The 25672-nt window shown below is 42.9% G+C and carries 23 protein-coding genes and 4 tRNA genes; 21 read left to right on the top strand and 6 right to left on the bottom strand.

Annotated elements, in window-relative coordinates:
* Positions 1–3 precede the first annotated feature (3 nt).
* From wecB to P3L44_RS19340, 15 genes are all read left to right on the top strand, one after another.
* Positions 4–1134, top strand: a complete 1131-nt coding sequence (gene wecB / locus P3L44_RS19410; RefSeq protein ID WP_272662171.1) for a non-hydrolyzing UDP-N-acetylglucosamine 2-epimerase — start codon at positions 4–6, stop codon at positions 1132–1134.
* Positions 1131–2393, top strand: a complete 1263-nt coding sequence (gene wecC / locus P3L44_RS19405; RefSeq protein WP_094962451.1) for a UDP-N-acetyl-D-mannosamine dehydrogenase — start codon at positions 1131–1133, stop codon at positions 2391–2393. The genes wecB and wecC overlap by 4 nt, the downstream gene beginning before the upstream one ends.
* Positions 2384–3457: a dTDP-glucose 4,6-dehydratase gene (rffG, locus tag P3L44_RS19400; RefSeq protein ID WP_272662170.1), complete on the top strand. Its 1074-nt coding sequence runs from the start codon at positions 2384–2386 to the stop codon at positions 3455–3457. The genes wecC and rffG overlap by 10 nt, the downstream gene beginning before the upstream one ends.
* An 8-nt stretch (positions 3458–3465) precedes the next feature.
* On the top strand, positions 3466–4347 hold the full coding sequence (rfbA, locus tag P3L44_RS19395) for a glucose-1-phosphate thymidylyltransferase RfbA (protein ID WP_102139870.1): 882 nt from the start codon (positions 3466–3468) through the stop codon (positions 4345–4347).
* Positions 4325–5065 (top strand): dTDP-4-amino-4,6-dideoxy-D-galactose acyltransferase, encoded by a 741-nt coding sequence (rffC, locus tag P3L44_RS19390; protein WP_164529252.1) that lies wholly within the window; start codon positions 4325–4327, stop codon positions 5063–5065. The genes rfbA and rffC overlap by 23 nt, the downstream gene beginning before the upstream one ends.
* Positions 5052–6182: a dTDP-4-amino-4,6-dideoxygalactose transaminase gene (rffA, locus tag P3L44_RS19385; protein WP_272662169.1), complete on the top strand. Its 1131-nt coding sequence runs from the start codon at positions 5052–5054 to the stop codon at positions 6180–6182. The genes rffC and rffA overlap by 14 nt, the downstream gene beginning before the upstream one ends.
* Entirely contained in the window at positions 6182–7432 is a 1251-nt protein-coding gene (gene wzxE, locus P3L44_RS19380; protein ID WP_140171868.1) for a lipid III flippase WzxE, read from the top strand. Before rffA ends, wzxE begins: the two co-directional genes overlap by 1 nt.
* Positions 7429–8511 (top strand): TDP-N-acetylfucosamine:lipid II N-acetylfucosaminyltransferase, encoded by a 1083-nt coding sequence (locus tag P3L44_RS19375; protein WP_272662168.1) that lies wholly within the window; start codon positions 7429–7431, stop codon positions 8509–8511. Before wzxE ends, P3L44_RS19375 begins: the two co-directional genes overlap by 4 nt.
* Positions 8508–9863, top strand: a complete 1356-nt coding sequence (wzyE, locus tag P3L44_RS19370; RefSeq protein ID WP_094962456.1) for an ECA oligosaccharide polymerase — start codon at positions 8508–8510, stop codon at positions 9861–9863. The genes P3L44_RS19375 and wzyE overlap by 4 nt, the downstream gene beginning before the upstream one ends.
* A 9-nt stretch (positions 9864–9872) precedes the next feature.
* A complete protein-coding gene (gene wecG / locus P3L44_RS19365; protein ID WP_109912161.1) occupies positions 9873–10640 on the top strand; it encodes a lipopolysaccharide N-acetylmannosaminouronosyltransferase in 768 nt (255 codons plus the stop codon).
* A 291-nt stretch (positions 10641–10931) separates the two neighbouring features.
* Positions 10932–12308 carry a bifunctional threonine/serine APC transporter ThrP gene (gene thrP / locus P3L44_RS19360; RefSeq protein ID WP_140171866.1) on the top strand — a complete coding sequence of 459 codons (1377 nt, stop codon included), beginning with the start codon at positions 10932–10934 and terminating at the stop codon, positions 12306–12308.
* A 167-nt stretch (positions 12309–12475) separates the two neighbouring features.
* A tRNA-Arg gene (locus P3L44_RS19355) sits at positions 12476–12552 on the top strand.
* Between the two features lie 79 nt (positions 12553–12631).
* Positions 12632–12707: transfer RNA gene (locus P3L44_RS19350), tRNA-His, on the top strand.
* Between the two features lie 15 nt (positions 12708–12722).
* Positions 12723–12808: transfer RNA gene (locus tag P3L44_RS19345), tRNA-Leu, on the top strand.
* Positions 12809–12848: 40 nt separating this feature from the next.
* Positions 12849–12925, top strand: a tRNA-Pro gene (locus tag P3L44_RS19340).
* Between the two features lie 807 nt (positions 12926–13732).
* Here P3L44_RS19340 and P3L44_RS19335 read toward each other — a convergent pair.
* The 5 genes from P3L44_RS19335 to hemC form a co-directional block, all read right to left on the bottom strand.
* Positions 13733–13960, bottom strand: a complete 228-nt coding sequence (locus tag P3L44_RS19335) for a hypothetical protein (protein WP_004906084.1) — start codon at positions 13958–13960, stop codon at positions 13733–13735.
* Positions 13961–14279: 319 nt separating this feature from the next.
* Positions 14280–15473, bottom strand: a complete 1194-nt coding sequence (hemY, locus tag P3L44_RS19330; RefSeq protein ID WP_140171865.1) for a protoheme IX biogenesis protein HemY — start codon at positions 15471–15473, stop codon at positions 14280–14282.
* Between the two features lie 2 nt (positions 15474–15475).
* Positions 15476–16744 carry a uroporphyrinogen-III C-methyltransferase gene (gene hemX / locus P3L44_RS19325; RefSeq protein ID WP_272662167.1) on the bottom strand — a complete coding sequence of 423 codons (1269 nt, stop codon included), beginning with the start codon at positions 16742–16744 and terminating at the stop codon, positions 15476–15478.
* A 3-nt stretch (positions 16745–16747) separates the two neighbouring features.
* Positions 16748–17503, bottom strand: coding sequence for a uroporphyrinogen-III synthase (locus tag P3L44_RS19320; protein ID WP_272662166.1), 756 nt, complete (start codon positions 17501–17503; stop codon positions 16748–16750).
* A complete protein-coding gene (gene hemC, locus P3L44_RS19315; protein WP_272662165.1) occupies positions 17500–18444 on the bottom strand; it encodes a hydroxymethylbilane synthase in 945 nt (314 codons plus the stop codon). Before hemC ends, P3L44_RS19320 begins: the two co-directional genes overlap by 4 nt.
* Positions 18445–19036: 592 nt before the next feature.
* Here hemC and P3L44_RS19310 point away from each other — a divergent pair.
* Positions 19037–21607 carry a class I adenylate cyclase gene (locus P3L44_RS19310; RefSeq protein ID WP_272662164.1) on the top strand — a complete coding sequence of 857 codons (2571 nt, stop codon included), beginning with the start codon at positions 19037–19039 and terminating at the stop codon, positions 21605–21607.
* Positions 21608–21653: 46 nt separating this feature from the next.
* On the opposite strand, the gene cyaY is transcribed toward P3L44_RS19310, so the two are convergent.
* Positions 21654–21971: an iron donor protein CyaY gene (gene cyaY, locus P3L44_RS19305; RefSeq protein WP_125894317.1), complete on the bottom strand. Its 318-nt coding sequence runs from the start codon at positions 21969–21971 to the stop codon at positions 21654–21656.
* A gap of 235 nt (positions 21972–22206) precedes the next feature.
* Between cyaY and lptM the strand changes: the two genes are divergently transcribed.
* The 5 genes from lptM to yigB are packed head-to-tail and all read left to right on the top strand — an operon-like array spanning position 22207 to position 25594.
* On the top strand, positions 22207–22392 hold the full coding sequence (gene lptM, locus P3L44_RS19300; protein WP_004906065.1) for an LPS translocon maturation chaperone LptM: 186 nt from the start codon (positions 22207–22209) through the stop codon (positions 22390–22392).
* A 21-nt stretch (positions 22393–22413) separates the two neighbouring features.
* Complete coding sequence (gene dapF / locus P3L44_RS19295; protein ID WP_272662163.1) at positions 22414–23238, top strand: diaminopimelate epimerase; 825 nt, start codon at positions 22414–22416, stop codon at positions 23236–23238.
* A 24-nt stretch (positions 23239–23262) separates the two neighbouring features.
* Entirely contained in the window at positions 23263–23967 is a 705-nt protein-coding gene (locus P3L44_RS19290; RefSeq protein WP_140171859.1) for a DUF484 family protein, read from the top strand.
* Positions 23949–24878 (top strand): tyrosine recombinase XerC, encoded by a 930-nt coding sequence (xerC, locus tag P3L44_RS19285; RefSeq protein WP_272662162.1) that lies wholly within the window; start codon positions 23949–23951, stop codon positions 24876–24878. Before P3L44_RS19290 ends, xerC begins: the two co-directional genes overlap by 19 nt.
* Positions 24878–25594, top strand: a complete 717-nt coding sequence (gene yigB / locus P3L44_RS19280; RefSeq protein WP_004906059.1) for a 5-amino-6-(5-phospho-D-ribitylamino)uracil phosphatase YigB — start codon at positions 24878–24880, stop codon at positions 25592–25594. Before xerC ends, yigB begins: the two co-directional genes overlap by 1 nt.
* Positions 25595–25672: the final 78 nt, after the last annotated feature.

Below are 25672 nucleotides of genomic sequence, written 5' to 3'. Positions count from 1 at the left end.
ACTGTGAAAGTATTGACTGTATTCGGCACACGACCTGAAGCTATTAAAATGGCACCACTGGTTCATGCATTGGCTGAAGATACAGACTTTGAAGCTAAAGTTTGTGTTACGGCACAGCATCGTGAAATGCTAGATCAAGTACTGAAACTGTTTGAGATCATTCCAGATTACGATCTCAATATTATGAAGCCAGGGCAAGATTTAACTGATATCACTTGTCGTATTCTTGAAGGGTTGAAAAGCGTTTTTGCTGATTTTCAACCGGATGTTGTTCTTGTTCATGGCGACACAGCTACAACGATGGCAACTAGCCTTGCGGCATTTTACCATCGTATACCAGTAGGGCATGTTGAAGCGGGATTACGTACAGGAAACCTGTATTCGCCATGGCCTGAAGAGGCAAACCGTAAGATTGCTGGTCATTTAGCGATGTATCACTTCGCGCCAACTGAAAATTCACGCCAAAATTTGTTAAAAGAATCTATTCCTGACAGCCATATTTTTGTCACCGGTAATAGCGTAATTGATGCGTTATTGTGGGTACGTGATAAAGTCATGAGCGACCAGCATATGATGGAGAAATTGGCTGCAAATTACCCATTTATCGACCCAAATAAAAAAATGATTTTAGTCACGGGCCATCGTCGAGAAAGTTTTGGTGGTGGCTTTGAACGTATTTGTCACGCTTTAGCAGAAATTGCACAAGCGCATCCCGATGTGCAAGTCGTATATCCAGTTCACTTAAATCCAAATGTGAGTGAGCCTGTTAAACGTATACTGCATAATATTGATAATATTATTTTAATTAGCCCTCAAGACTATCTACCGTTTGTTTATTTGATGAACCATGCTTATTTAATTCTAACAGACTCAGGTGGTATTCAAGAGGAAGCGCCTTCTCTTGGTAAGCCTGTTTTGGTGATGAGAGATACCACAGAACGACCAGAAGCGGTTGATGCAGGAACAGTTCGTCTTGTGGGAACAGATACACAAAAAATTGTGAAAGAAGTTAATCGGTTACTGACAGATGACGCGGAGTATCACGAAATGAGCCGCGCACATAACCCTTATGGGGATGGTCATGCATGTCAGCGTATTCTTGCAGCATTGAAAAGTAATCAGGTGAAATTATGAGTTTTGAAACTATTTCTGTTATTGGCCTTGGTTATATTGGTTTACCAACAGCAGCAGCCTTTGCATCACGTAAAAAACAAGTGGTTGGTGTCGATGTTAACCAACATGCCGTTGATACTATTAACCAGGGTAAAATCCACATCGTGGAGCCAGAACTGGATATCGTGGTCAAAAAGGCGGTTGAAGAAGGCCATCTGAAAGCTTTTACTAAGCCGCAACCTGCAGATGCTTATCTGATTGCTGTGCCTACGCCATTTAAAGGCGAGCACGAACCTGACCTCGCGTATGTACGTGCTGCAGCTGAGTCTGTTGCTCCGGTGCTGAAGAAAGGGGATTTAGTCATCCTTGAGTCTACATCGCCAGTAGGAACAACAGAGCAAATGGCAGAGTGGATGGCAGCTGCTCGCCCTGATTTAACCTTCCCTCATCAAGCAGGGGAAGAAGCCGATATCGATGTAGCGTACTGCCCTGAGCGTGTGTTACCAGGTCAAGTGATGGTCGAATTAATTAAAAATGACCGCGTTGTTGGTGGTATGACGCCAAAATCCTCTCTGCGTGCAAGTGAGCTATACAATATTTTCCTTGAAGGTGAGTGTGTAATTACTAACTCAAGAACTGCGGAAATGTGTAAGTTAACGGAAAATAGCTTCCGTGATGTGAATATTGCTTTTGCGAATGAATTATCATTAATTTGTGCGGAACAAGACATCAATGTGTGGGAGTTAATCAGCCTCGCGAATCGTCATCCACGCGTTAATATTTTGCAACCAGGCCCAGGTGTTGGTGGGCACTGCATCGCGGTTGACCCATGGTTTATCGTTGCGCAAAATCCAAAACAATCACGTCTTATTCATACCGCTCGTTTAGTCAATGATGGCAAACCAATTTGGGTTGTTGACCAAGTGAAAGCAGCAGTGGCTGATTGCTTAGTGGAAACCGGTAAAAAAGCCAGTGAAGTGACCATTGCCTGTTTCGGCCTGTCATTTAAACCGAATATTGATGATTTACGTGAAAGCCCAGCAATGCACATCACCAAAATGGTGGCGAACTGGAACCCAGGTAAAACATATGCGGTTGAGCCACACATTGATGAATTACCGACCTCTTTAAAAGGCATTTCTGAGCTTGTTTCGATTGAAAAAGCCGTTAATGAAGCGGATGTGATCTTAATGTTAGTTGACCACAATATGTTCAAAGGCATCCAAGGCTCTGCGATCCCACAAAAATGGGTTGTGGATACAAAAGGAGTATGGCGTTGAAACGCATTTTAATCACTGGAGGCGCCGGGTTTATCGGCTCTGCTGTTGTTCGTCATATTATTGAAAACACTGACGACAGCGCAGTGGTTCTGGATTGCTTAACCTATGCAGGTAACTTAGAGTCCCTTGCAACGGTTGCGAATAACCCGCGCTATGCTTTTGAGCAGGTGAATATTTGTGATAGAGCTGCATTAGATGCCGTTTTTGAACAATATCAACCCGATGCAGTGATGCATTTAGCGGCAGAAAGCCATGTTGACCGTTCAATTGATGGCCCTGCGGCATTTATCGAAACCAACATTGTGGGAACTTACACATTGTTAGAGGCGGCGCGCCATTACTGGTCTGCACTGAATGATGAGAAAAAAGCGGCTTTCCGTTTTCATCATATTTCAACAGATGAAGTTTATGGCGACCTCGAGGGGCCTGATGGTTTCTTCACAGAAACCACGCCTTATGCGCCAAGTAGCCCTTATTCCGCATCGAAAGCATCGAGCGATCACTTGGTTCGTGCATGGCAAAGAACCTATGGTCTGCCGACGATGATCACCAATTGTTCAAATAACTACGGGCCGTATCATTTCCCAGAGAAATTGATCCCTTTAATTATTTTGAACGCCTTAGCCGGTAAGCCTCTGCCTGTTTATGGGAAAGGTGAGCAAATTCGTGACTGGCTGTTTGTTGAAGACCATGCACGCGCACTGCATTTAGTTGCGACAACCGCGCAACCTGGCACCACCTATAATATTGGTGGCCATAATGAGCGCCGTAATATTGACGTTGTAGAAACGATTTGTGATCTGCTTGAAGAGCTGCACCCGCAGAAGCCACAAGGTGTGGCGCACTACCGTGATTTAATCACATATGTGAAAGACCGGCCGGGGCATGATATGCGTTATGCCATTGATGCCGCGAAGATTGAGCGCGAATTGGGGTGGACGCCACAAGAAACCTTCGAATCAGGTATCCGCAAAACAGTGCTGTGGTATTTGAATAATGAAACGTGGTGGCGCCGCGTACAGGACGGTTCCTATGCGGGCGAACGTCTAGGTCTAGGAAATTAGGTGACAGTATGAAAGGTATTATATTAGCTGGAGGGTCGGGGACGCGTTTGCATCCTATCACTCGCGGTATTTCTAAACAGTTATTGCCTATCTACGATAAGCCGATGATTTACTACCCGCTTTCAGTCCTGATGTTGGCGGGAGTCCGTGAGATTTTAATTATTTCTACTCCTGACGACTTGCCGATGTTTAAGCGTTTATTAGGGGATGGTCATGAGTTTGGGATTGAGCTGAGTTATGCAGAGCAGCCATCACCAGACGGCCTTGCGCAGGCGTTTATCATTGGTGAAGAGTTCATCAATGGTGATTCTTGCTGTTTAGTCTTGGGCGACAATATCTTTTTCGGTCATTCATTTAGCCCAAAATTGAAATCTGTTGCTGAACGAGTAAAAGGCGCAACGGTTTTTGGTTACCAAGTGATGGATCCTGAACGTTTTGGTGTCGTGGAATTTGACGATAATTTTAAAGCACTGTCGATTGAAGAAAAGCCGGTTAAACCTAAATCGAATTGGGCGGTGACGGGGCTATATTTCTATGACTCCCAAGTGGTTGAGTTTGCAAAACAAGTTAAACCTTCTGAACGTGGTGAGTTAGAAATTACGTCAATTAACCAAATGTATTTAGAACGTGGTGAATTAAACGTTGAATTGCTCGGTCGTGGCTTTGCTTGGTTGGATACAGGCACTCACGATAGCCTCATTGAGGCGGGTACTTTTGTACAAACCGTTGAAAAACGCCAAGGCTTCAAAGTGGCTTGTTTAGAAGAAATAGCATGGCGTAATGGCTGGTTGACAGACGAACAAGTCGCTTTTTCAGCGCAACAGCTGAAAAAAACAGGTTATGGGCAATATTTAGAGGATTTATTACGTGTCCGTCCACGCCAGTATTGAGAGCTTGCCATGGGAGAGCGAATTTTTTCATCGCTCAACAGCAAAGTTGAATTTTACAGGGGATAACCTCGAAACTCTCCTTGCTTATCAAATGGATGAATACGATATCGTGCAAGCAAAAGTCGCCGCGTCTGAAACGCAGCTGATTGATGATTTAGCTGGTATGGGGTTTTCATTTGTTGAAGGTGAAATCGATTTCGCTCTTACTATTGGCACAGAAAATGCTTATTTAAAGGCTGGTTTAACAGCGGAAGACCACGTTATTGTTGCACAAGTGGATGATATCCCTACGTTGCGGCAAGCCGCTGAGTCTGTCTTTAGCAAAAGCCGCTTTAGAGCACCTTGGTACCGTGATGGTGATAGCGGGCAGTTTTATGCGTTGTGGATAGAAAAATCAGTTCTGGGTACGTTTGACCACACTTGTTTACTGGTTAAAGATGCGTCTGGTGCGGTATTGGGCTTCGTGAGTTTGCGGCACCTTGATGCAGAAACGGCACGGGTTGGCCTACTAGCGAAAATGCCAGAAGCGAAAGGGCAAGGTGTGGGGCGTAAGTTGATGTCAGCAGCATTTAATTGGTGTGTGGAACACCAAAAAAGACAGTTAAATGTGGCCACGCAAATCAGTAATGTTGCGGCATTAAATCTTTATTCACGTAGCGGTGCAGCAATTGCCAGTACCGCCTATTGGTTATACAGGGGACAACATGATTCCATTTAATAAACCACCCGTTGTAGGTACTGAATTAGAGTATATGAGACAAGCCATGGAAAGTGGCAAACTGTGTGGTGACGGTGGCTTCACGAAACGTTGTGAAGAATGGATGGAAAAACGATTTAATTGCCCAAAAGTGCAGTTAACGCCATCTTGTACGGCCTCATTAGAAATGGCAGCGATCCTGATTGATACTAAGCCAGGTGATGAAATTATCATGCCAAGCTTTACTTTTGTATCGACCTCTAACGCATTCGTATTACGTGGCGCTAAAATCGTGTTTGTTGATATCCGTCCGGATACCATGAATATCGATGAAACTAAAATTGAAGCTGCAATCACTGAGCGTACACGTGCCATCGTTCCTGTCCACTATGCAGGTGTTGCTTGTGAGATGGACACCATCATGGCTATCGCAAAAAAACACAATTTATTCGTGATTGAAGATGCGGCACAAGGTGTGATGTCGACCTATAAAGGCAAAGCACTGGGCACTATCGGCCACATCGGTTGTTATAGCTTCCATGAAACGAAAAACTACTCTTCAGGCGGTGAAGGTGGAGCAACGCTTATCAATGATAAAGACTTGATTAGCCGTGCCGAAGTGATCCGTGAAAAAGGGACGAATCGTAGCCAATTTTTCCGTGGCCAAGTGGATAAATACACATGGCGTGACATCGGTTCAAGCTACTTATTGTCTGATTTACAAGCCGCTTATTTATGGGCGCAGTTAGAAGAAGCCGACAAAATTAATGATCGCCGTTTACTATTATGGAAACGTTATGATGAAGCGTTGCAGCCATTGGTTGATGCGGGACGTTTAGTCTTAGCGACGGTGCCAGATGGCTTGAAACACAATGCCCATATGTTCTATATCAAACTCAAAGATATTGAAGAGCGTACTGAATTCAATGATTACATGAAATCTCATGGTATTTTGACGGTATTCCACTACGTTGCATTGCACACGAGCCCTGCAGGTATTGAGTTTGGCCGTTTCCATGGTGAAGATAAATACACGACATCAGAAAGTGACCGCTTAGTGCGTTTACCGATGTTCTACAACATGACTGATGACGAGCAGCAGACAGTCATTGAGCGAATCAAAGCGTTCTTTGCCTAATGTCATTAGCTAAAGCATCGGTTTGGACTGCTGGGTCAACCCTGATTAAAATCGGGGTAGGCCTGTTAATCGTTAAGTTATTTGCAGTCTCATTTGGCCCCAGCGGTGTGGGGCTGGCGGGTAATTTCCGCCAATTGATTACGGTACTCGGAGTATTATCGGGCGCAGGGATTTTTAATGGTGTCACCAAATATGTCGCAGAGCACCACCAAGATCCACTGAAATTGCGTGCAGTGTTGGGGACCTCATCGACGATTATCCTTGGGTTTTCGACCTTATTAGCGATTATCTTTTTACTGTGTAGCCCGGTCATTAGTGAGGCGCTATTTGATAGCGTGAAATATAGCTCAGTTATTCAAATGGTTGCTTTGATCCAAATGGGGATCGGTTACGCCAACTATTTTTTATCTATCTTAAAAGGCTATCGAGACGCTTCAGGTAATGCATTGGCCATTATTTGGGGTAGCATAATTGGCGTGGTTGCTTATTATTTATGCTATCTAGTTGGCGGGTATGAAGGCGCACTCGCAGGATTGGCATTAGTGCCAGCACTCGTGGTACTGCCTGCGGCAGGGATGATAATTAAACGTAAGCAATTTGCGTTGTCATCACTGAAACCCGCATGGGACAAAGCAATTGCGACTAATTTAGGCAAGTTCACCGTCATGGCGATGCTAACCGCAGTTACGTTGCCAGTCGCTTATATCATGATGCGAAACCTGCTCGCCCAAACCTATAGTTGGGATGAAGTGGGGTTATGGACCGGTGTAACCACCATTTCAGATGCCTATTTGCAGTTTATTACCGCGACATTTTCAGTGTATTTGTTGCCGACGTTATCGCGTTTGCAGCATAAAAATGAAATCACAGCAGAGATTGTTAAAGCATTGAAATTCGTTTTACCAGCCGTAGCGGTTGTCAGTTTTACGGTTTGGTTATTACGTGATTTTGCGATTTGGTTGCTGTTCTCAACAGAATTTACAGGGATGAGAGACCTGTTTGCATGGCAACTGGTCGGTGATGTATTGAAAGTGGGGGCTTACGTATTTGGTTACTTGGTTATTGCCAAAGCCGCATTGCGTTTTTATGTCCTCACTGAAGTTAGTCAGTTTATATTATTAACGGGCTTTGCCCATTGGCTAATCCCTGAACATGGCGCAGTAGGCGCAACTCAGGCTTATATGGCCACTTATATTGTCTATTTTACTTTATGTTGTTGCGTATTTTTGATTTACCGTAGGCGAGCATGACAACCTTAATACATGTACTGGGATCGAACCTCCCACACCACAATCAGACGGTACTGACGTTTTTTAATGACGTCATTTGCCAAGAAATGGCTCCGTCATCAAAGCCGCATTTTATGGTGGTAAGCGATGATGCGCAGCTTGCTGACGCTTATCCTCAGCTAAAAATAGATGTTTTTGCGAATAAACAGGCCATTGCTAATAGTGTTATACAGCGTGCCAAGGCAGACCGCCGTACTCGCTTTTTCTTTCATGGGCAATTTAACGCCCCTATTTGGCTAGCACTATTATTTGGGCAAATTAAATCCCACCAGTTTTGGTGGCATATATGGGGAGCTGACCTCTATGAAGAGTCTAGCGCTCTAAAATTTAAGTTATTCTATATTTTGCGTCGTTTAGCGCAGAAAAAAGTAGGGCATGTGTGTGCAACACGTGGGGATTTGTGCTATTTCCACCAGTCGAACCCTAAAGTGCCTGCGTCAGTGTTGTATTTCCCAACCCGAATGGACCCTGCATTGACAATAAGCGAGCCTAAGGTACGTGAAGGCTCTCAATTGACTATTTTACTGGGTAACTCAGGTGACCGTTCTAATCGCCATGTAGAGGCTCTGAGTGCGATTAAACAGCAATTTGGTGATGAGGTTAAGGTTATTGTCCCTATGGGCTATCCTGCCAATAACCAAAGTTATATCCAACAAGTTGAACAGGCTGCGAGTAGTGAGTTTACCTCAGGGCAAGTGGAAATTCTGAAAGAGCGCATGGAGTTTAGCGAGTACCTTAATCTGCTCAAATCCTGTGATCTTGGTTATTTTATTTTTAATCGCCAGCAAGGGGTGGGGACGGTTTGTTTGCTGATCCAATTTGGTATTCCGTTTGTCATCAGCCGTCAAAATACGTTCTGGCAGGATTTAACCGCTCAAAATGTCCCTGTGTTTTTCTATGGTGACAACCTGACGATACCGCTGGTGGACGAAGCTCAGCGCCAAATGAGTTTATTAGATAAACACCATATTGAATTTTTTGCTCCTAACTTTACTGAGGGCTGGAAAACCGTTCTCAGAGCCCTGGAGGAGCGAGCATGACGCTGACGGAATTAGGCGGCTTAGCACTGGTCTACCTGATATCAATTATTTTTATTGGTACTTTGCTATACAAAGAATTTTTACGTGCTCGGTTTAACTTCAATATTTTCTTTTCAATGCTGTATTTATTGACGTTTTACTTTGGCTTCCCATTAACCTGTGCGTTAGTGTTTCAATTTGATGTTGCGGTTGTGAAGGCTGATTATTTACTTTACGCTCAACTAGCAGCGACTAGTTTTTATGCGATTTATTATGTTGCCTATAAAACTCGGCTTTCTAGGCAACCAGACGCACCACGGCGTGCGTTGTTTAGCATGAACAAAGTGGAAACGAATCTAACCTGTCTGTTATTGATACTGATTGCAGTCGTGACAGTAGGTATCTTTTTCATGCAGAACGGTTTTTTGCTGTTTAAGCTAAAATCCTATAGCCAAATTTTCTCCAGCCAAGTTTCTGGCGTGGCATTAAAACGCTTTTTCTATTTCTTCATACCGGCAATGTTGATTGTTTATTTCTTGCGACCAACACAGAAACGCTGGATTTTCTTCCTTGTTAGTACCGTCGCATTTGGTTTCTTAACCTATGTTATCGTCGGGGGAACAAGAGCGAACATCATCATTGCTTTCGCACTCTTCTTATTTATTGGGATTGTCAGAGGTTGGATTACGCTGTGGATGTTAGCCGCGGCTGGGGTCGCCAGTATTGTAGGAATGTTCTGGTTAGCCTTAAAACGCTATGGGCTAGATGTTAGCGGTGCCGAAGCGTATTACACTTTCTTGTACTTAACGCGGGATACATTCTCTCCGTGGGAAAATTTAGCATTACTGTTAAGCCATTATGATGAGATGGATTTTCAAGGCCTAGCGCCAATTATCCGTGACTTTTATGTTTTCATTCCTTCTTGGGTTTGGCCTGAACGTCCAGATACGGTATTGAACTCTGCCAACTATTTTACGTGGGAAGTACTCAACAACCATTCAGGACTGGCAATTTCGCCAACACTGATTGGTTCATTGGTAGTGATGGGCGGAGTGATTTTTATACCACTCGGCGCCATAGTTGTGGGGCTTATCATCAAATGGTTTGATTGGATCTATGGCATGAGCCTGAAAGAACCGAATCGCTATAAGGCTGCCATTATGCAGGCATTTTGTTTTGGTGCCATTTTTAACATCATTGTTTTAGCGCGTGAAGGCGTGGATTCTTTCGTCTCACGGGTGGTTTTCTTCTGCTTAATATTCGGACTGTGTCTGGTGTTAGCAAAATTACTGTATTGGTTATTTGAAAGTGCAGGGCTTATTCGCACAAAAACAGCTTCTTTTTTAAGAAGCCAACAGCGTGAAAGCCGCTAAAGGAGTATCATGGAATCGTCATCAACTCAGTCTTCATCCGTTACACAGTCATCTATTCCACAATATAGTATTCGTGGTCATAATATTTGGGGTTTTAAAAATATGGCCCATTTTTTAGACTATTTATTTGCTGGTGGAGAAACAAAAACGGGAACACTTGTTGCGATTAATGCAGAAAAAGTGATGATCGCTGAACAAGATACGGCTTTAAATACATTACTAGGCCAAGCTGAATATTTATATGCTGACGGAATTAGTATTGTCCGTGCTATCCGTCGTAAATACCCACAAGCTGAAGTTTCTCGTGTCGCTGGTGCTGACTTGTGGGAAGGGTTAATGGAACGGGCCGGTAAAGAAGGCACGCCAGTTTTCTTAGTGGGTGGTAAACCCGAGATTCTAGAGCAAACAGAAAGCAAACTACGCTCGCAGTGGAATGTGAACATTGTTGGCTCGCAAAACGGCTATTTTACCGCTGAAGACCGAAGCGCATTATTCGAACGTATTCGCGCAAGTGGCGCTAAAATTGTCACCGTTGCGATGGGGTCGCCGAAACAAGAAATTTTTATGCGGGATTGCCGAAGTGTGTATCCAGATGCGTTATATATGGGCGTTGGTGGGACTTATGATGTGTTTACAGGGCATGTTAAACGCGCCCCGAAAGTGTGGCAAAACTTAGGTCTAGAATGGTTATATCGCTTATTATCTCAACCTTCCCGTATTACTCGACAGTTTAAATTACTGAAATTTTTAGGCTACTATTACGGTGGTAAGCTGTAGTTTTTGTAGTAGTTTGATTTATATTGTTATTTTCAATGAATTTAACTCACTGTAAGTAGGCTTAACAGGCTTACTTACAGTTCACACGGTTCCGAATAGCTGGTCTCTTCCTTCAAATATTTCTATAATCCCTCAAAAATAAGTATGTTCGCATCAGTTTGTGCTCAATCTTGCGGCTATGGCATTTTTTTAATCGCCTAATTGATATTTTTCGAATAATTGCAGTGATTATTACTAACTGAGTTTCAATTAAAACTGCATTTTAATTATCTAATTTTGACAGGGGTATGTATGGGAAATCCACAGCAGGGGCTTCAACGTGGGTTAGAAGCGCGCCATATCGAGCTTATCGCGCTCGGGGGAACCATTGGCGTTGGTTTATTTATGGGGTCGGCCAGTACGCTGAAATGGGCGGGGCCTTCGGTTTTACTGGCATATATCATCGCCGGGATTTTTGTTTTCTTCATTATGCGTTCAATGGGGGAAATGCTATTTCTTGAGCCTGTAACGGGTTCTTTTGCTTCATTTGGTTATAAATACTTAAGTCCGTTTTGGGGGTGCCTGACTGCTTGGGGCTACTGGTTTATGTGGGTGGCTGTTGGTATTTCAGAGATCACTGCGATTGGTGTATATGCCGAATATTGGTTCCCTGATGTGCCTCAATGGATTTTTGCCATTATCGCAGTGGTATTAGTGGCATTAGCTAACTTAGCCGCTGTACGGCTGTATGGAGAGCTTGAGTTCTGGTTTGCCATGATCAAAGTGACCACGATTGTGGTGATGATTTTAATTGGCTTAGGGCTGATTTTTTTTGGTCTAGGTAATAACTTTGAGCCGATTGGGCTTGCGAACCTTACCGAACATGGTGGTTTCTTTGCCGGGGGCTGGAAAGGTTTCTTATTTGCTTTGTGTATCGTTGTGGCCTCTTATCAAGGGGTTGAATTAGTTGGGATCACGGCAGGTGAAGCGAAAAATCCTCAAGTTACATTAAAAAAAGCGATCAATAATATTTTATGGCGCATATTAATTTTTTATGTGGGTGCTATTTTTATTGTTGTGACACTCTTTCCGTGGACGGAAGTGGGTTCACAAGGTAGCCCATTTGTTCTTACGTTTGCGAAAGTGGGAATTGTGTCCGCAGCCGCTGTAATTAACTTTGTGGTGTTAACTGCGGCGTTATCTGGTTGCAATAGTGGCATGTATAGTGGTGGGCGAATGCTATATGCCTTAGCACAAAATAAGCAATTACCTAAGTCATTATTGAAATTAACGAAAAATGGCGTACCAGCACGTTGCGTTGGCTTTACTATTCTCTGTTTAGTGGCGGGTTCTAGCCTGAATTACATCATACCGAATCCAGAAAAAGTCTTTGTGTATGTCTATAGTGCGAGTGTGTTACCAGGTATGGTGCCTTGGTTAGTGCTATTGACCAGCCAAATCCGTTTTCGCCAACAAAACAAAGAAAAGCTTATTGGGCATCCTTTCAAATCGATCCTTTTTCCATGGGTTAACTATGCGACCTTGTTATTTTTAGCCTGCGTATTGGTTGGAATGGCGATTAACCCAGATACTCGCTTATCTTTAATCGTTGGAGCCATCTTCTTAGGGGGTGTTTCTCTCCTTTATTTCATCATTCGCCTGTTCAATAACCGTAACGGAAAAGTTTAACGTCGGAGTTTTGATAGATTTTTATTAGGCGCATAGCGAAAAAGAGGGTAAATATGCTCTCTTTCTCAACGAAATGGATAAAAGGCAAGCAATCGATATTTTTATTTCAAAAAGGACTAGACAGCAGGAGGATAAATCCGTACTATCCTCTCCCGCAACGGCGTTAAGCGCCCGTAGCTCAGCTGGATAGAGCGCTGCCCTCCGGAGGCAGAGGTCTCAGGTTCGAATCCTGTCGGGCGCACCAGTTTTAGCGCTTCGCTACGGTTGGCAAAATGACGTTGTATGTAGTAATATAGCAACGCTTTGAAAAAAGTGAAGTTATGGTGGCTATAGCTCAGTTGGTAGAGCCCTGGATTGTGATTCCAGTTGTCGTGGGTTCGAGTCCCATTAGCCACCCCATTTTTTTGTGACATTGCGAGGGTGGCGGAATTGGTAGACGCGCTAGCTTCAGGTGTTAGTGTCCTATGGACGTGGGGGTTCAAGTCCCCCCTTTCGCACCACGAAGAAATGTAATAGGTATTAATAAGTACTACAAAATTTCGGCGAGTAGCGCAGCTTGGTAGCGCAACTGGTTTGGGACCAGTGGGTCGGAGGTTCGAATCCTCTCTCGCCGACCAATTTAAAGAAACCTGTCTTAACCGACGGGTTTTTTGCTTTTTATGCTTTATAATCATCACACTTCAACCCATCGCATTGTTGTCTGCGTTAGTCTCCTAGAATCACATATTTGTGTATATTCATCGGTATATCTTCACTTACCGCCTAGCTATAACCTGAATTGTTTAAAGTCTACTTAGTGCTGTTTCTTCAATAATGATTGGCTATGGTTAATTGCTTGTTTTTATTTGTAATTTAGCAGGTTAACTAGCCTGTGTCGTAAAATAGATACAATTCATTATATTGATGTCGCCAAAAGGAGACATTTTACTTGTTGATTTATAAGGGAATGTAAATAACTGTTTTATGCTGTCTCTAAACTGCGACAAAATAGCAAGATAAGATACAGGAACCACATTAGTGAATTCTTTAATGTTAGGGGGATTTCTTTCCAAGAAGGAAAATTATGTGTAAAACCGAGAGATGAGAGCGAAGCCAAAAGAGTAAACTAAAAAAAAACTCGGTTTAAAAAAGTTGGCATGCATTGTGCATTATTTTATATGTAGATGCTCATCTCACTTCTTATGACAGCGAAGCTTCATAAACCCAGAGATGACGCAAAGCCGATTATCGGTGCCTATTGTCCAACTTAGATGATCAAGAGCTCATCCTCTTACCATCAACGAACGGGCGAAACGTTGAGTGAGGCACCATCCGTCTGTAGACCTGATTGTATTTTACACCTGCCTTGTGCAGGTGTTTTTTTTGTTTATGTGAAAAGCCAAGCCCCTTAGAAAATGACTAAGAGGCTGAAAATAAGATAGGTATTAGCTTCTACCTTTACTAAACCACTTACTGAACCAGCGAGTAATATAGGTATAGCAGAGGATAATGAATGTAATAATGAAAATGTCTTTACTAAGATCTTCGGTATTAAAACCAATAATCATAATAAAAACAAAAGGTGATAATACTAACAGCAGAAGATCAAAGAATATTTGTAAACGGTTTGGGGTTGCAATAATCCAGCGCCAAATAGTTTTAATTACATTCATACCGATATCCCTAATTCATTCAAAGCAAAGATGTATATAAAGCTTTATACACTATGTGTTTATTTTATAACATAGCCAAGTGTGTTTTGCTGATCCTTAAATAACGATTATTGATTAAATATTGAGTTATTGATCTGTAATGTTACCAATCATAAACCTCATATTCTCCTTTTACGATGATTTAATACGACTAACGCAATGTATTTAAATTCATTTCTGCGTTTTGATTGGGGAAGCTAGACTTAGTGGCAGTTAAGTTTATGAATAAAAAAACTCCACTAAAAGGTGTGGAGTTTTTAGAAAAGGATAAGCAAGAATATTAGTTTCGTTCTTGTTTTAATGAATGGTTTAATGCATCTTGGCGAATTTTTGCCGCATCACTAGATTTATGTTGCCTGTCAAACGCATCGGCTAACCATGATGCATCCTGAACATCAAAACGTTGTGCTAAAGCGGCCTTAAAGTAGGTTTCTGCTTTATCCCATTGGGCATGCTGTAGCGATAAAACACCTAATGTACTGTTGAGTAACGGGGTGGCACCGTTTTGCTTTTGCAGATGTAAAAGGGTTTTTTCGATAACTTCAGGGCGTTCACTATTCAGTTTTGGCACTAGCAGGAGTAAGCGTTCATCATATTGCTGTTTTAAACCATCAATAATCATTTTTTCTGCACTTGCAGCATCGCCACATTCAATTAAATGTTCTGCTAAGAAAGCTTGCAATGCGGTTTCATGACGAACTCGGCGAGGTTGTGCTTTCCACCAAGCTTTTAGCCCATCACTACCCCCTTCAGCCATATATTGGTTCATCAACCCTTTGTAAGCCTTTAATTTCAATGCATCGAGCTCATCTTCATTGTGTAACTGTACTTTAGCCATGACAGGAAGTAATTCAATCAGCGACTGATAGGCGCCTGAGCGTAAGTAAGCTTGTTCTGCTAGGCGCAGCACCTCAGGGTGCCTTGGAGCTTTGTCGAGAAGTTTATCAATGCCATTACGGGCAGCATGGACTTCTCCTTCCGCTAATTGGATACGGACACGGCTGATATCAACAGGAAGCTGGTCACTCCCTGCGGCTTCGGCGGCTCTATCCAAGTATTGGTGAGTGCGATATTCATCACCACGCTGTTGAGCAGCTTCGGCTGCCATGAGGTAGTTAATGACCGGTTGTTGAGAAAAATCAGCATGTTTGCTCATTAATTTTTCAACTTGCTCGAAATCACCTTCTGCTAATTTCAGTAGCGCTTTTTGTGTTTGAGTATGTGCTTTGTGGTATTTACGGCCACTTACCCAACCTCGAGTACGCGATGTTGTACTAATAAAGCGGCGATAACACCAACCGAGGAACAACAGCACAAATTGGAGCAAGATAAAGCCTAAAACGAGGCTGGTTACACTGGTCGTAATGTCATAATTGTCAGTACGAATAAAAACATAACCTTGGTGACCTGCTAATAATGGGCCTAAGATCACCCCGGCAATAAGTACTATAAATAGGATCAGGACTTTTATCATAATTACCCCCTATTGCCAGCAGGCTCTGCTGATTCAAAAGGGTGCGAATTGTCAGCTGACTCTGCTTTTTGCGTATCCGTGGCAGGAACAGCAGCATCGGGCGCAGCCTCTGTTGACGCTTTAGGCGCATCTGCTGCGGCATCAACAGCACCATCGCTAACTTTTGTGTTGTCTGACGACTGAGAGAGTAAGCTACGAACCCGTGTTTGCATGACTTTTTCTAGCTTTTCTTGGCTTTCTAAAGTATCAGGCATGTCAATATCAATAGGCTGATTGATTAGGTCGTCAATGGTTGATAGGAATGCTTTGGTTTCCGGCGCCTCAGTATCAAAATAGGCTCTTACCCAAGTCGAAGCCTGCTCTAATGACTGTTTGTAAGTGGCTTCTTGATAACGTGGTACGGCTTGCGCTGCAATTAATAGCTGAGAGCGAATGTTTTCACGTAGGTAAATATCTTGATTTGGTGCAAGGAGAGGGGCTTCTGAGCCATCACGAGCTCGTACTGTGACAAAGTCATTTGCAAAACTTTTCCAGCTACGAGTCAAGTTTTGTTTCCAATCAGAGATATCATCGCTAACGTCAGCGTTATCTTCAGTTTTCGCGTCACCACTGTTTAAATCCGCTAACCGTAAATTATCGACTTCATTACTTAGCTGGTTTAAACGTAAGATAATACCGTCATAGTCAACTTGGTTGATTGCGGCTAATTTAGCCATATCACTGTTAATCGATTTACGAATGTCGAGTAGGCTCGGGTCATTCATTTCTGCCAGACTTGAGTCTGCACTTTTTAACAGAACGGCCGCGGTTACTGGGTCGCGATCATTCCACAGCTTTCTTCCCGCCATTTTGACCATAAAGTCAGCTTGTGCAAGTAGCCAACTTTTAACATCAGCGCTAGATAACGCAGTAACGTGCGCTTGCAGCTCTTGCATGCGGCGGTTGAGGTTCTCTTCATATTCACGAGAATGGCTTTTTATTTCAGCATTAGCCGCAATTAATGCATCTAACCGCTGCCTGTCTGAGTTTTGTTGTTCGATTAAATCACTTAATTTTTGTTTTAATTCATTGTTTTCATTGACTAAGGTGGCATTACTTTGTTGAGTGAAATAGTACAGCCCACCGCCAATAGCGATGATAATAGCGATAGCAATTACACCGCCTATCAGACCAGAACGTTTTTGTTCCGAAGAAGGTTTAGTTTTTGGGCGCGGTTGTTCTGCACCAGCTTCTGGGGTAACCGTCTCGGTTGTTTTATCGTGTTCCGTCATAAATTAGCATCCCATATCGATTGAAATTAATGCTTCTAATAAAGCATTATTATCTGCGCTATTAGCTACACAGACCTTTTGCCATCCGCCTCTGCGGGCTTGGTCTGCAATCCGTTCACTGACGACAAGTAGGCGGCGGGAAAACCACCAAGTTTGGTATTCTTCAGTGATTAATTCTTCTAACAAGGCTAACATTTGACCACTCGTGATCACAACATCTGTAATACCGGTTTGAAACCACTGCTGATTGAACAGAGCTTTATCATAATCAACCGGGTACCTTGTATAACATTCACAATAACTGACTTGCGCACCTCGAGCCCGCAATGTTGACGCGAGAAGCTCTCGCCCGCCATTTCCACGTAATAACAGGGCGTTTTTCCCTTCGAGAAATTGAAGCTCAGGGTGTGTCAGTAGTATTTCACTGGTTTCGCCTTGCTCCGTCCAACGTATGTCTTTTCCGGTTACTTGCTGAAAATATTGCCCTGTAGAGCGGCCAATCCCGTAGTAAGATAACTTATCTGACCAGCTACGCCCCATTTGTTCAAGTGTTAAATTTGCATATTCGACTGCATTTTTAGATAAAAGAAAGACTAAATCATTTTCAGTAAGGCTATCAAGTTGAGGTATAAGGGTATTTAATTCAGCACCGGGTCCAATGCGAATTAAAGGGGAGGAGAAGGCTTCCCCCCCTTTGGCGGTGATTGCCGTGATCAGCTCTGAACATGCGGGCTCAGGGCGAGTGACAAGCACTTTCATGCAGGCGGGTTTCCTTGATAGACATCCGCCAAAATTTCCCTTGCACCACGCTCAAGTAATTCTTCAGCCAAGGATACCCCTGCTTGGTTAGCTTCGCTTGGAGAAACGAGCCGTTCCCCACGAATAATAACACTGCCGTCTGGGGCTCCCACCAAGGCACGCAGCCATATTTTGTCATCTTGCCAAATAGCATAACTGCCAATAGGGACTTGGCAACCGCCTTCAAGGCGCATATTCATCGCACGTTCCGCAAGGACACAAGTTGAGGTTGCGTCATTATTTAGCTTCGCAAGTAACTCGCGGGTTTTACTGTCATTTAAACGGCATTCGATGCCGACAGCGCCTTGGCCAACTGCAGGTAAGCATTGCTCAGGTGCAAGAGCCGTTTTAATTCGAATGTCTAACTCCAAGCGTTTTAACCCAGCAACGGCTAAAATAATGGCATCATATTCACCGTTATCTAATTTTGATAGGCGTGTACCTACGTTACCACGTAAGTCGCGAATGACTAAATCAGGGCGGAGTTCCCTTAATTGGCATTGACGACGTAAACTCGATGTTCCGACGATACTGCCTTTTGGCAATGCATCAAGATTATCGTAGTGGTTTGAGACAAAGGCATCTCGAGGGTCTTCACGTTCACAAATCGTGACTAATCCTAAGCCTTTAGGGAATTCAACAGGGACATCTTTCATCGAGTGAACGGCAATGTCTGCGCGTCCTTCCAACAAGGCAAGTTCTAATTCTTTGACGAATAAACCTTTCCCGCCGACCTTAGCAAGAGGGGTATCAAGAATGATGTCGCCTTTTGTCACCATAGGCACTAATTCAACCTGTAAGCCTGGGTGAAGCTGCTCTAATTTATCTTTGACAAAGTGCGCTTGCCATAGGGCTAAAGGGCTTTTGCGCGTCGCAATACGCACGATATTTGTTGATGTCATTTTACTGTTTTCTCTGGCGAAGAATGCCGCAGATTAACCATACAATTGGCATTAGTTTTAACATGTTAAGGATATTTTTTCCAGTTAGGTGAAAAAAACCTCTTCGGATCGTTTATCGCCGATTTACTTTTTCTACCATGATGCAAGAAAGTGATTCAAAATGAGATGACCTAGAATCGTTATTAAGTCCTTTCTTTAGCTTATCGTGCTATTTTTTGCGTGGAACATTCTGTGTTTTCTGTTAATTCGTGTTGAAGCGTGTAAGCACAGACGCTGTGCGTATTGTACTTAATATCATTCTATTTTGTTGTTTTACTAGACTGCTGGGTAAAAAGAAATTATTCCATTGAAAAACAAGGGATATTTTACAGATTAAAAAATAAAAAGTCTTTTTATACAATATGTTGAAAAGCATTTTGTATCAAAAATAAGCGCGTAAAATTATGTGATCTACTTTACCCTTTTGATGCAAGGTGTTAAATTGATCACGTTTCCGACAATCCATTTGAAAATTATTTTAAATCTATCTCTATCTGTTGGGTGCTGGGAAATTCTCCGGTTTGTATTACTTTCATTCAATCAGGCGTAACCTTTGTATCTCTATATTGAAACCTTAAAACAAAGACTGGATGCAATAAACCAATTACGGTTAGAACGTGCAACAGCTTCTATGAGTGAAACCTTCTCGAAGGTTTATAGCTTGCTGCCTGTCTTGTTTCATTATCATCACCCAATGATACCTGGTTTTATTGAAGGTAATGTGCCTCATGGTGTCTGTTTTTTCTCACCTGATGCAGAGCAAATGAAGTGGTTGGAACAATTTGAACGCTTTTTACCTATTGAAACTGCCACGAATGGCGAATTACCCATCACAGGTATTTATTCGATGGGGAGTACCTCTTCTGTTGGACAAAGCCAATGCTCAGATATTGATGTGTGGGTTTGTCACCCCTCTTGGTTGGATCACGAAGAAAAACGGTTCTTACAAAAAAAATGTACACTGATTGAGCAGTGGGCAGCGTCTTTAGGCATTGATGTCACTGTTTTTTTAATCGATGAAAATCGTTTTCGCCATCATGCCAGTGGGCATATTGGTGGGGAAAACTGTGGTTCAACGCAACACATCCTACTATTAGATGAATTTTATCGAACGGCTGTGCGTATGGCGGGCAAGCGTTTATTGTGGACGATGGTACCCGTTGAGGAAGAACAGCATTACGATGAATATGTTATGGGGTTATACGCGCAAGGGGTATTAACGCCTAATGAATGGCTTGATTTAGGTGGGTTAAGCGAACTTTCTGCCGCGGAGTATTTCGGTGCAAGCCTATGGCAGTTGTATAAAAGTGTTGATTCCCCTTATAAAGCGGTATTGAAGAGTATTTTGCTGGAATCCTATTCATGGGATTACCCTAACGGTAAATTATTAGCCATGGAGTTTAAGCGTCATTTACATGCAGGCGAAATTGTGTGTTATGGCTTGGACTCATACTGCTTAATGTTAGAGCGTGTGACACGTTACCTGACTGAAATTAATGATTTAACCCGTCTTGACCTTATCCGCCGTTGTTTCTACCTGAAAGTATGCGAAAAACTATCTGAAGAAGAGGGGAATACTTGCGCAGGTTGGCGCCGTGATGTGTTGTCTCAATTGGTTGAATCATGGGGGTGGGGATCAGAGCGTTTGTCGATACTCGATACACGCAATCAATGGAAAATTGAGCGTGTCCGTGAAGCACATAACGAGTTACTTGATACGATGATGCAAAGCTATCGTAACCTCATTCGCTTTGCCCGTAGAAATAATTTAAGTGTTAGTGCAAGCCCACAAGATATTGGAGTATTAACCCGTAAATTATATGCGGCTTTCGAAGCTCTCCCGGGGAAGGTGACGTTAGTTAATCCACAAATCTCACCTGATTTGAGCGAAGCGCATTTAACCTTTATTTATGTGCCAGAGGGGCGAGCTAACCGTAGCGGCTGGTATTTGTATAACCAAGCGCCAAATATTGATGCCATTATTGGCCATCAACCTCTTGAATATAACCGCTATTTAAATAAATTAGTGGCATGGGCTTATTTTAATGGTTTGCTGACTGAAACCACCCAGGTTTACATGCATAATGGGAAATCCCAGTGTGATGAACGAAAATTGCTTGAACTGATGCACGATGTTTCAAGCCATTTCCCTATCAGGTTACCAGCCCCAACGCCAAAAGCGCTTTATAGTCCATGTGAAATTCGCCATCTTGCAATCATTGTTAACTTAGAAAAAGATCCAACACAGGTATATTCTGAGCAAGTCGTCCATGTTGATTTTAGAAAACTGGATATTTTCAGTTTTGGAGAATCACAACAGTGCCTGATTGGTAGTATTGATTTGTTGTATCGTAATTCGTGGAATGAGGTAAGAACGCTACATTTCAGCGGAGAACAGTGCATGTTAGAAGCACTTAAAACCATTTTAGGGAAAATGCATCAAGATGCATCGCCTCCTGAAGCGGTTGAGGTGTTTTGTTATAGTGAGCACTTACGTGGGTTGATCCGTACTCGTGTACAACAGTTGGTATCTGAGTGTGTTGAATTGCGTTTGTCAAGCAACCGAAATGACCCTGGGCGTTTTAAAGCATTGCGTATCGCGGGGCAGACGTGGGGGTTATTCTTTGAGCGTCTGAACGTATCGGTACAAAAACTTGAGAATGCGGTTGAGTTCTACGGGGCTATCTCCCATAACAAACTACATGGCTGGCCCGTTAAACTTCAGGCGAAGAGTGACAACCATTTACCTGCAGTTGTTGATGGCTATGCAAGTGAAGGGATTGTACAGTTTTTCTTTGAAAATACGGCAGATAATACCAGTTTTAATATTTATGTTTTAGATGAAGCGAATCGGGTTGAAATCTATTCCCACTGTGAAGGATCGAAAGAAGATCTTGTCCGTGATGTGAGTAAATTCTATTCTTCTTCCCATGATCGGTTTACCTACGGTGCAAACTTTATCAACTTCAATTTACCGCAATTTTACCAAATCATTAATCAAGATGGTAAAAACCAAGTTGTTGCCTTTTCTGGCGGGACATGGCCATTTACGGCAGAAGATGATGACATTGGGTATGAAATGCATTCTAGCCAACCGCAGCACCCACAAGCGCACTATTATTGATGGTAGGCAGTAGTATAACGCTGCCCACCGTTTAAATTCATAAGGCTTAGAATGAAAAGGGCTCTTGGCTTTGGAAAGCAATTGCCTCGGCTAGTTTAGCCTTAAACTCATGTCCTGAACGGTCACAAACCCAATGACCTTGTTGATAATCATAATGGTATCCACCTTGCTTCGTTGCTAACCACATTTGGTGGAATGCCTCTTGTTTGTTGATAATAATTTTACTGCCATCTTCAAAGCTAAGGGTCATCACGCCACCATTGATTTCACAATCAATATCGGCATCACCTTCATAATTATCTAAATGCTCTTCGATGCTGTTCAGTAGCGCTTCGGCTAACTGATGAAATTCGCTGTCATTCACGATTAATTTCCTGTTTGCTCACAATGATTTAATGAAAACTATTATTATTGATTGAAATTATAGGAGGGGATCGGCATTGGGGTCAATCTAAGCATACCTACTAAAAATTTCAGACTAAATTTAGCCTAAAGTATATAATATCAGCATGCTGAATAAACAGGCGTGATTTGCAAGGCCACTCCTGTTATTGTGTAAAATATCAGATGTCAAAAGTAAGCATTACGGGCGAAAAAGAATGAAAAAAAGTTTAATTGGGCTTAGTGCTCTAGTTGTTTTATTTACCCTTTCTGGTTGCGGCTTAAAAGGCCCGTTGTATTTTCCGCCGGAAGAAACTGCAGCACCGGCTAAGGCATCTGATGTGCAACCCACTGCACAAGACAGTACTGCCAAAGAGCCTGCTCAAACAACAAATAATCAGTAAGCCACCTCTATGGAGCGTGAAATGCAATTTTCTAAAATGCATGGCTTAGGCAATGACTTCATGGTTGTCGATGGTGTTACACAAAATGTGTATTTTTCGCCTGAATTGATTTGTCGATTAGCAGACAGGCATACAGGCGTTGGGTTCGATCAACTATTATTAGTTGAAGCACCTTATGACCCTGACCTTGATTTTCATTATCGTATTTTTAATGCGGATGGCAGTGAAGTTGCACAATGTGGCAATGGTGCGCGTTGTTTTGCACGTTTTGTTAGGCTAAAAGGCTTAACGAATAAGCAGAAAATTAAGGTCAGTACTCAGTCCGGCCGTATGACATTAACCATAAATGAGAATGATGATGTCTGCGTTAATATGGGCGTGCCTGATTTTGAACCACAGAGAGTGCCATTTCGCGCTATCAAAGAAGAAAAGACCTATATTATTCGAGCACAAGAACGTACAGTGTTGTGTGGGGTTGTCTCAATGGGGAACCCGCATTGTGTCATTCAAGTTGAAAGTATTCATACGGCAGAAGTCGAAGTTTTAGGTCCCGCATTAGAAAGTCATGAGCGCTTCCCTGAACGTGCAAATATTGGCTTTATGGAAATTATCAGTGCTGACCATATTCGCTTGCGCGTCTATGAACGCGGGGCTGGGGAAACTCAAGCTTGTGGTAGCGGAGCATGTGCGGCTGTTGCAGTTGGAATTACTCAAGGGCTACTGGCGAAACGGGTTAAAGTCGATTTGCCGGGGGGCTCATTAGATATTTCGTGGGACGGCCCTGGGTCGCCACTTTATATGACAGGCCCTGCAACGCATGTTTATGACGGAGTCATTCAACTCTAATTTTGAATAGCCGAAGAGGGAAAAATGGATAAAACCAAAAAAGCACAGGAATTGGTTCATCAAATTGATGAGCTTGATGTCGTGCGCTACTTAACGGAAAACCCCTATTTTTTTCTTCGTAATGCTCAACTGTTGGAACAGCTAAAAATCCCCCATGTTGTGCGGGAAGCGATTTCATTGCCTGAGTTAGTCATGAGCCGTCAACGGTTGAAAATCAAAGAGCTCGAACAAGATATTCGGTTTATGGTTGAGCAAGCTCATGAAAATGTAGAGCTTTTTGATGAGTTGTTAGTGTTGGTGATTGAAATGTCATCAGCAGAAAGTTTACAGCAAATGCTGTTAGCGCTAAACCGTTGGGCAAAAAAACTGGGTTTATCCGGTGCTCAGGTACGCTTGTTTAGTGACAGTTGGCATTTGTCTGCACCTTTGGATGCACATCAATTAGTTATCTCGCGTCGTGTTTTTGAACACGTGAGGATTCAACGCTTTGGTGATAAGCGAAACTACCTCGGCCGGCTAAATGGCCCTGAAATCCAACTACTTTTGCCTGATGCGTTAAATGTTGGCTCAGTCGCCATTTCATTGTTTGGTCATCATGGTGAATCAGGTATGGTCATTTTTACTAGCCGTGATCGTGAACATTATCAACATGGTATGGGAACGGTCATGTTGGAGAAAGTCGCTCAAATTCTACCGAGGTTATTATGCCAATGGATAGAACGCCTGTAAAAAATCAGCCAGAAGGGCTGATGAGCCAAATTGACGCTTTTCTGCATTATCTGCGAGTTGAACGCCGGCTAAGCTCTGTCACTATCACTAATTATCGCCGTCAACTCAGTGTTATCGTGGAAATGTTAGCCTCATTAAATATCCACGAATGGCAAAAGGTGGATGCGACTATTGTGCGTAATGTTGCCGCGAAAAGTCGTAAATCGGGCTTGCAAGCAGCAAGTATGGCGTTGCGGTTATCATCGTTGCGTAGTTTTTTTGATTGGATGGTACATCAAGGGGAACTACCAGCAAACCCTGCAAAAGCAATCCATGCTCCAAAATCCAAAAAGCGTCTCCCTAAAAATATGGATGTGGATGAAGTTTCCCAACTGTTGAATATGGATAGTGGCGACCCCCTTGTTGTACGTGACCGAACAATGCTTGAAGTAATGTACGGTGCGGGGTTACGTTTATCTGAGCTCGTTGGGCTGGACGTTCGCCATCTTGATTTAAATACGGGTGAAGTGTGGGTGATGGGAAAAGGGAGCAAAGAGCGCAGAGTGCCAATGGGGAAAACCGCAGTGAGCTGGCTGCAGCGTTGGCTTGAGATGCGAGAACTCTATGAACCAGAAGATGACGCTGTTTTCATTTCAACCCAAAGTGGTAAACGAATTTCGAATCGGAACGTACAGAAGCGTTTTGAGCAATGGGGAATAAAACAAGGGGTTAATAGCCACATTAATCCCCATAAGTTACGCCACTCTTTTGCGACACATATCCTTGAATCCAGTGGGAATTTACGTGGAGTGCAAGAACTTCTTGGGCATGCAAATTTATCGACGACACAAATCTATACGCACCTTGATTTTCAGCACTTAGCAAACGTTTATGATGTGGCTCATCCGAGAGCAAAGAGGGAGAAACCTTAATGCATTTTTACCGTCCGTTATCACCCATTCTGGCGATCACGTTTGATTTGGATGACACGCTTTACGATAACCACCCAGTTATTGATAAAACGGAAGAAGAAGTTTTACGTTTTGTTCGTGAATATGATCCGCGCTTTAATCATTTTAGTAATGAAGATCTTTATGCTTTTCGCCGTCTTGTTGAAGAACAAGAGCCTGATATTTATCATGATATATCACGTTGGCGTTGGCTCTCTTCCAAAATGATGCTTTGCCATTATGGTTACTCGAAAGAAGCGGCACAAAAAGGGGCGGATGACATCATGGCGCATTTCACATATTGGCGAAATAGAATCGATGTCCCGAAATCCACCCATGAAACATTGTGCCAACTTGCAGAAAAAGTTCCGTTGGTGGCGATTACTAATGGTAACGCAGAGCCGGAAGCATGTGGGTTAGGCCAATATTTTCAATTTGTATTGAAAGCGGGGCCTGATGGGCGCTCAAAGCCATTTTGTGATATGTATCGTTTAGCAGCAAAGCGACTTGAAATTGAGCCACAATTTATTCTTCATGTCGGGGACAACCTGTTAACTGATGTTGAAGGTGCAATTAACAGCGGTATGCAAGCTTGCTGGATAAACACAGAACAAAAAACACTGATGGAAGAGAAAGAGGGGCGTTTATTACCGCATGTGGAAATTTCGCGGTTGGATTCTCTCTTATCATTGGTATAATTATTTCCTGTATAAAAACACAGTGGCAATAGCCATTGTTAATAACCTCACAGTGGTATTAACCACTGTTTTGCTTTG

The organism is Providencia sp. PROV175 (assembly GCF_032707045.1).
Classification (GTDB): domain Bacteria; phylum Pseudomonadota; class Gammaproteobacteria; order Enterobacterales; family Enterobacteriaceae; genus Providencia; species Providencia hangzhouensis.
This window is presented reverse-complemented; position numbering and strand designations above follow the sequence as displayed.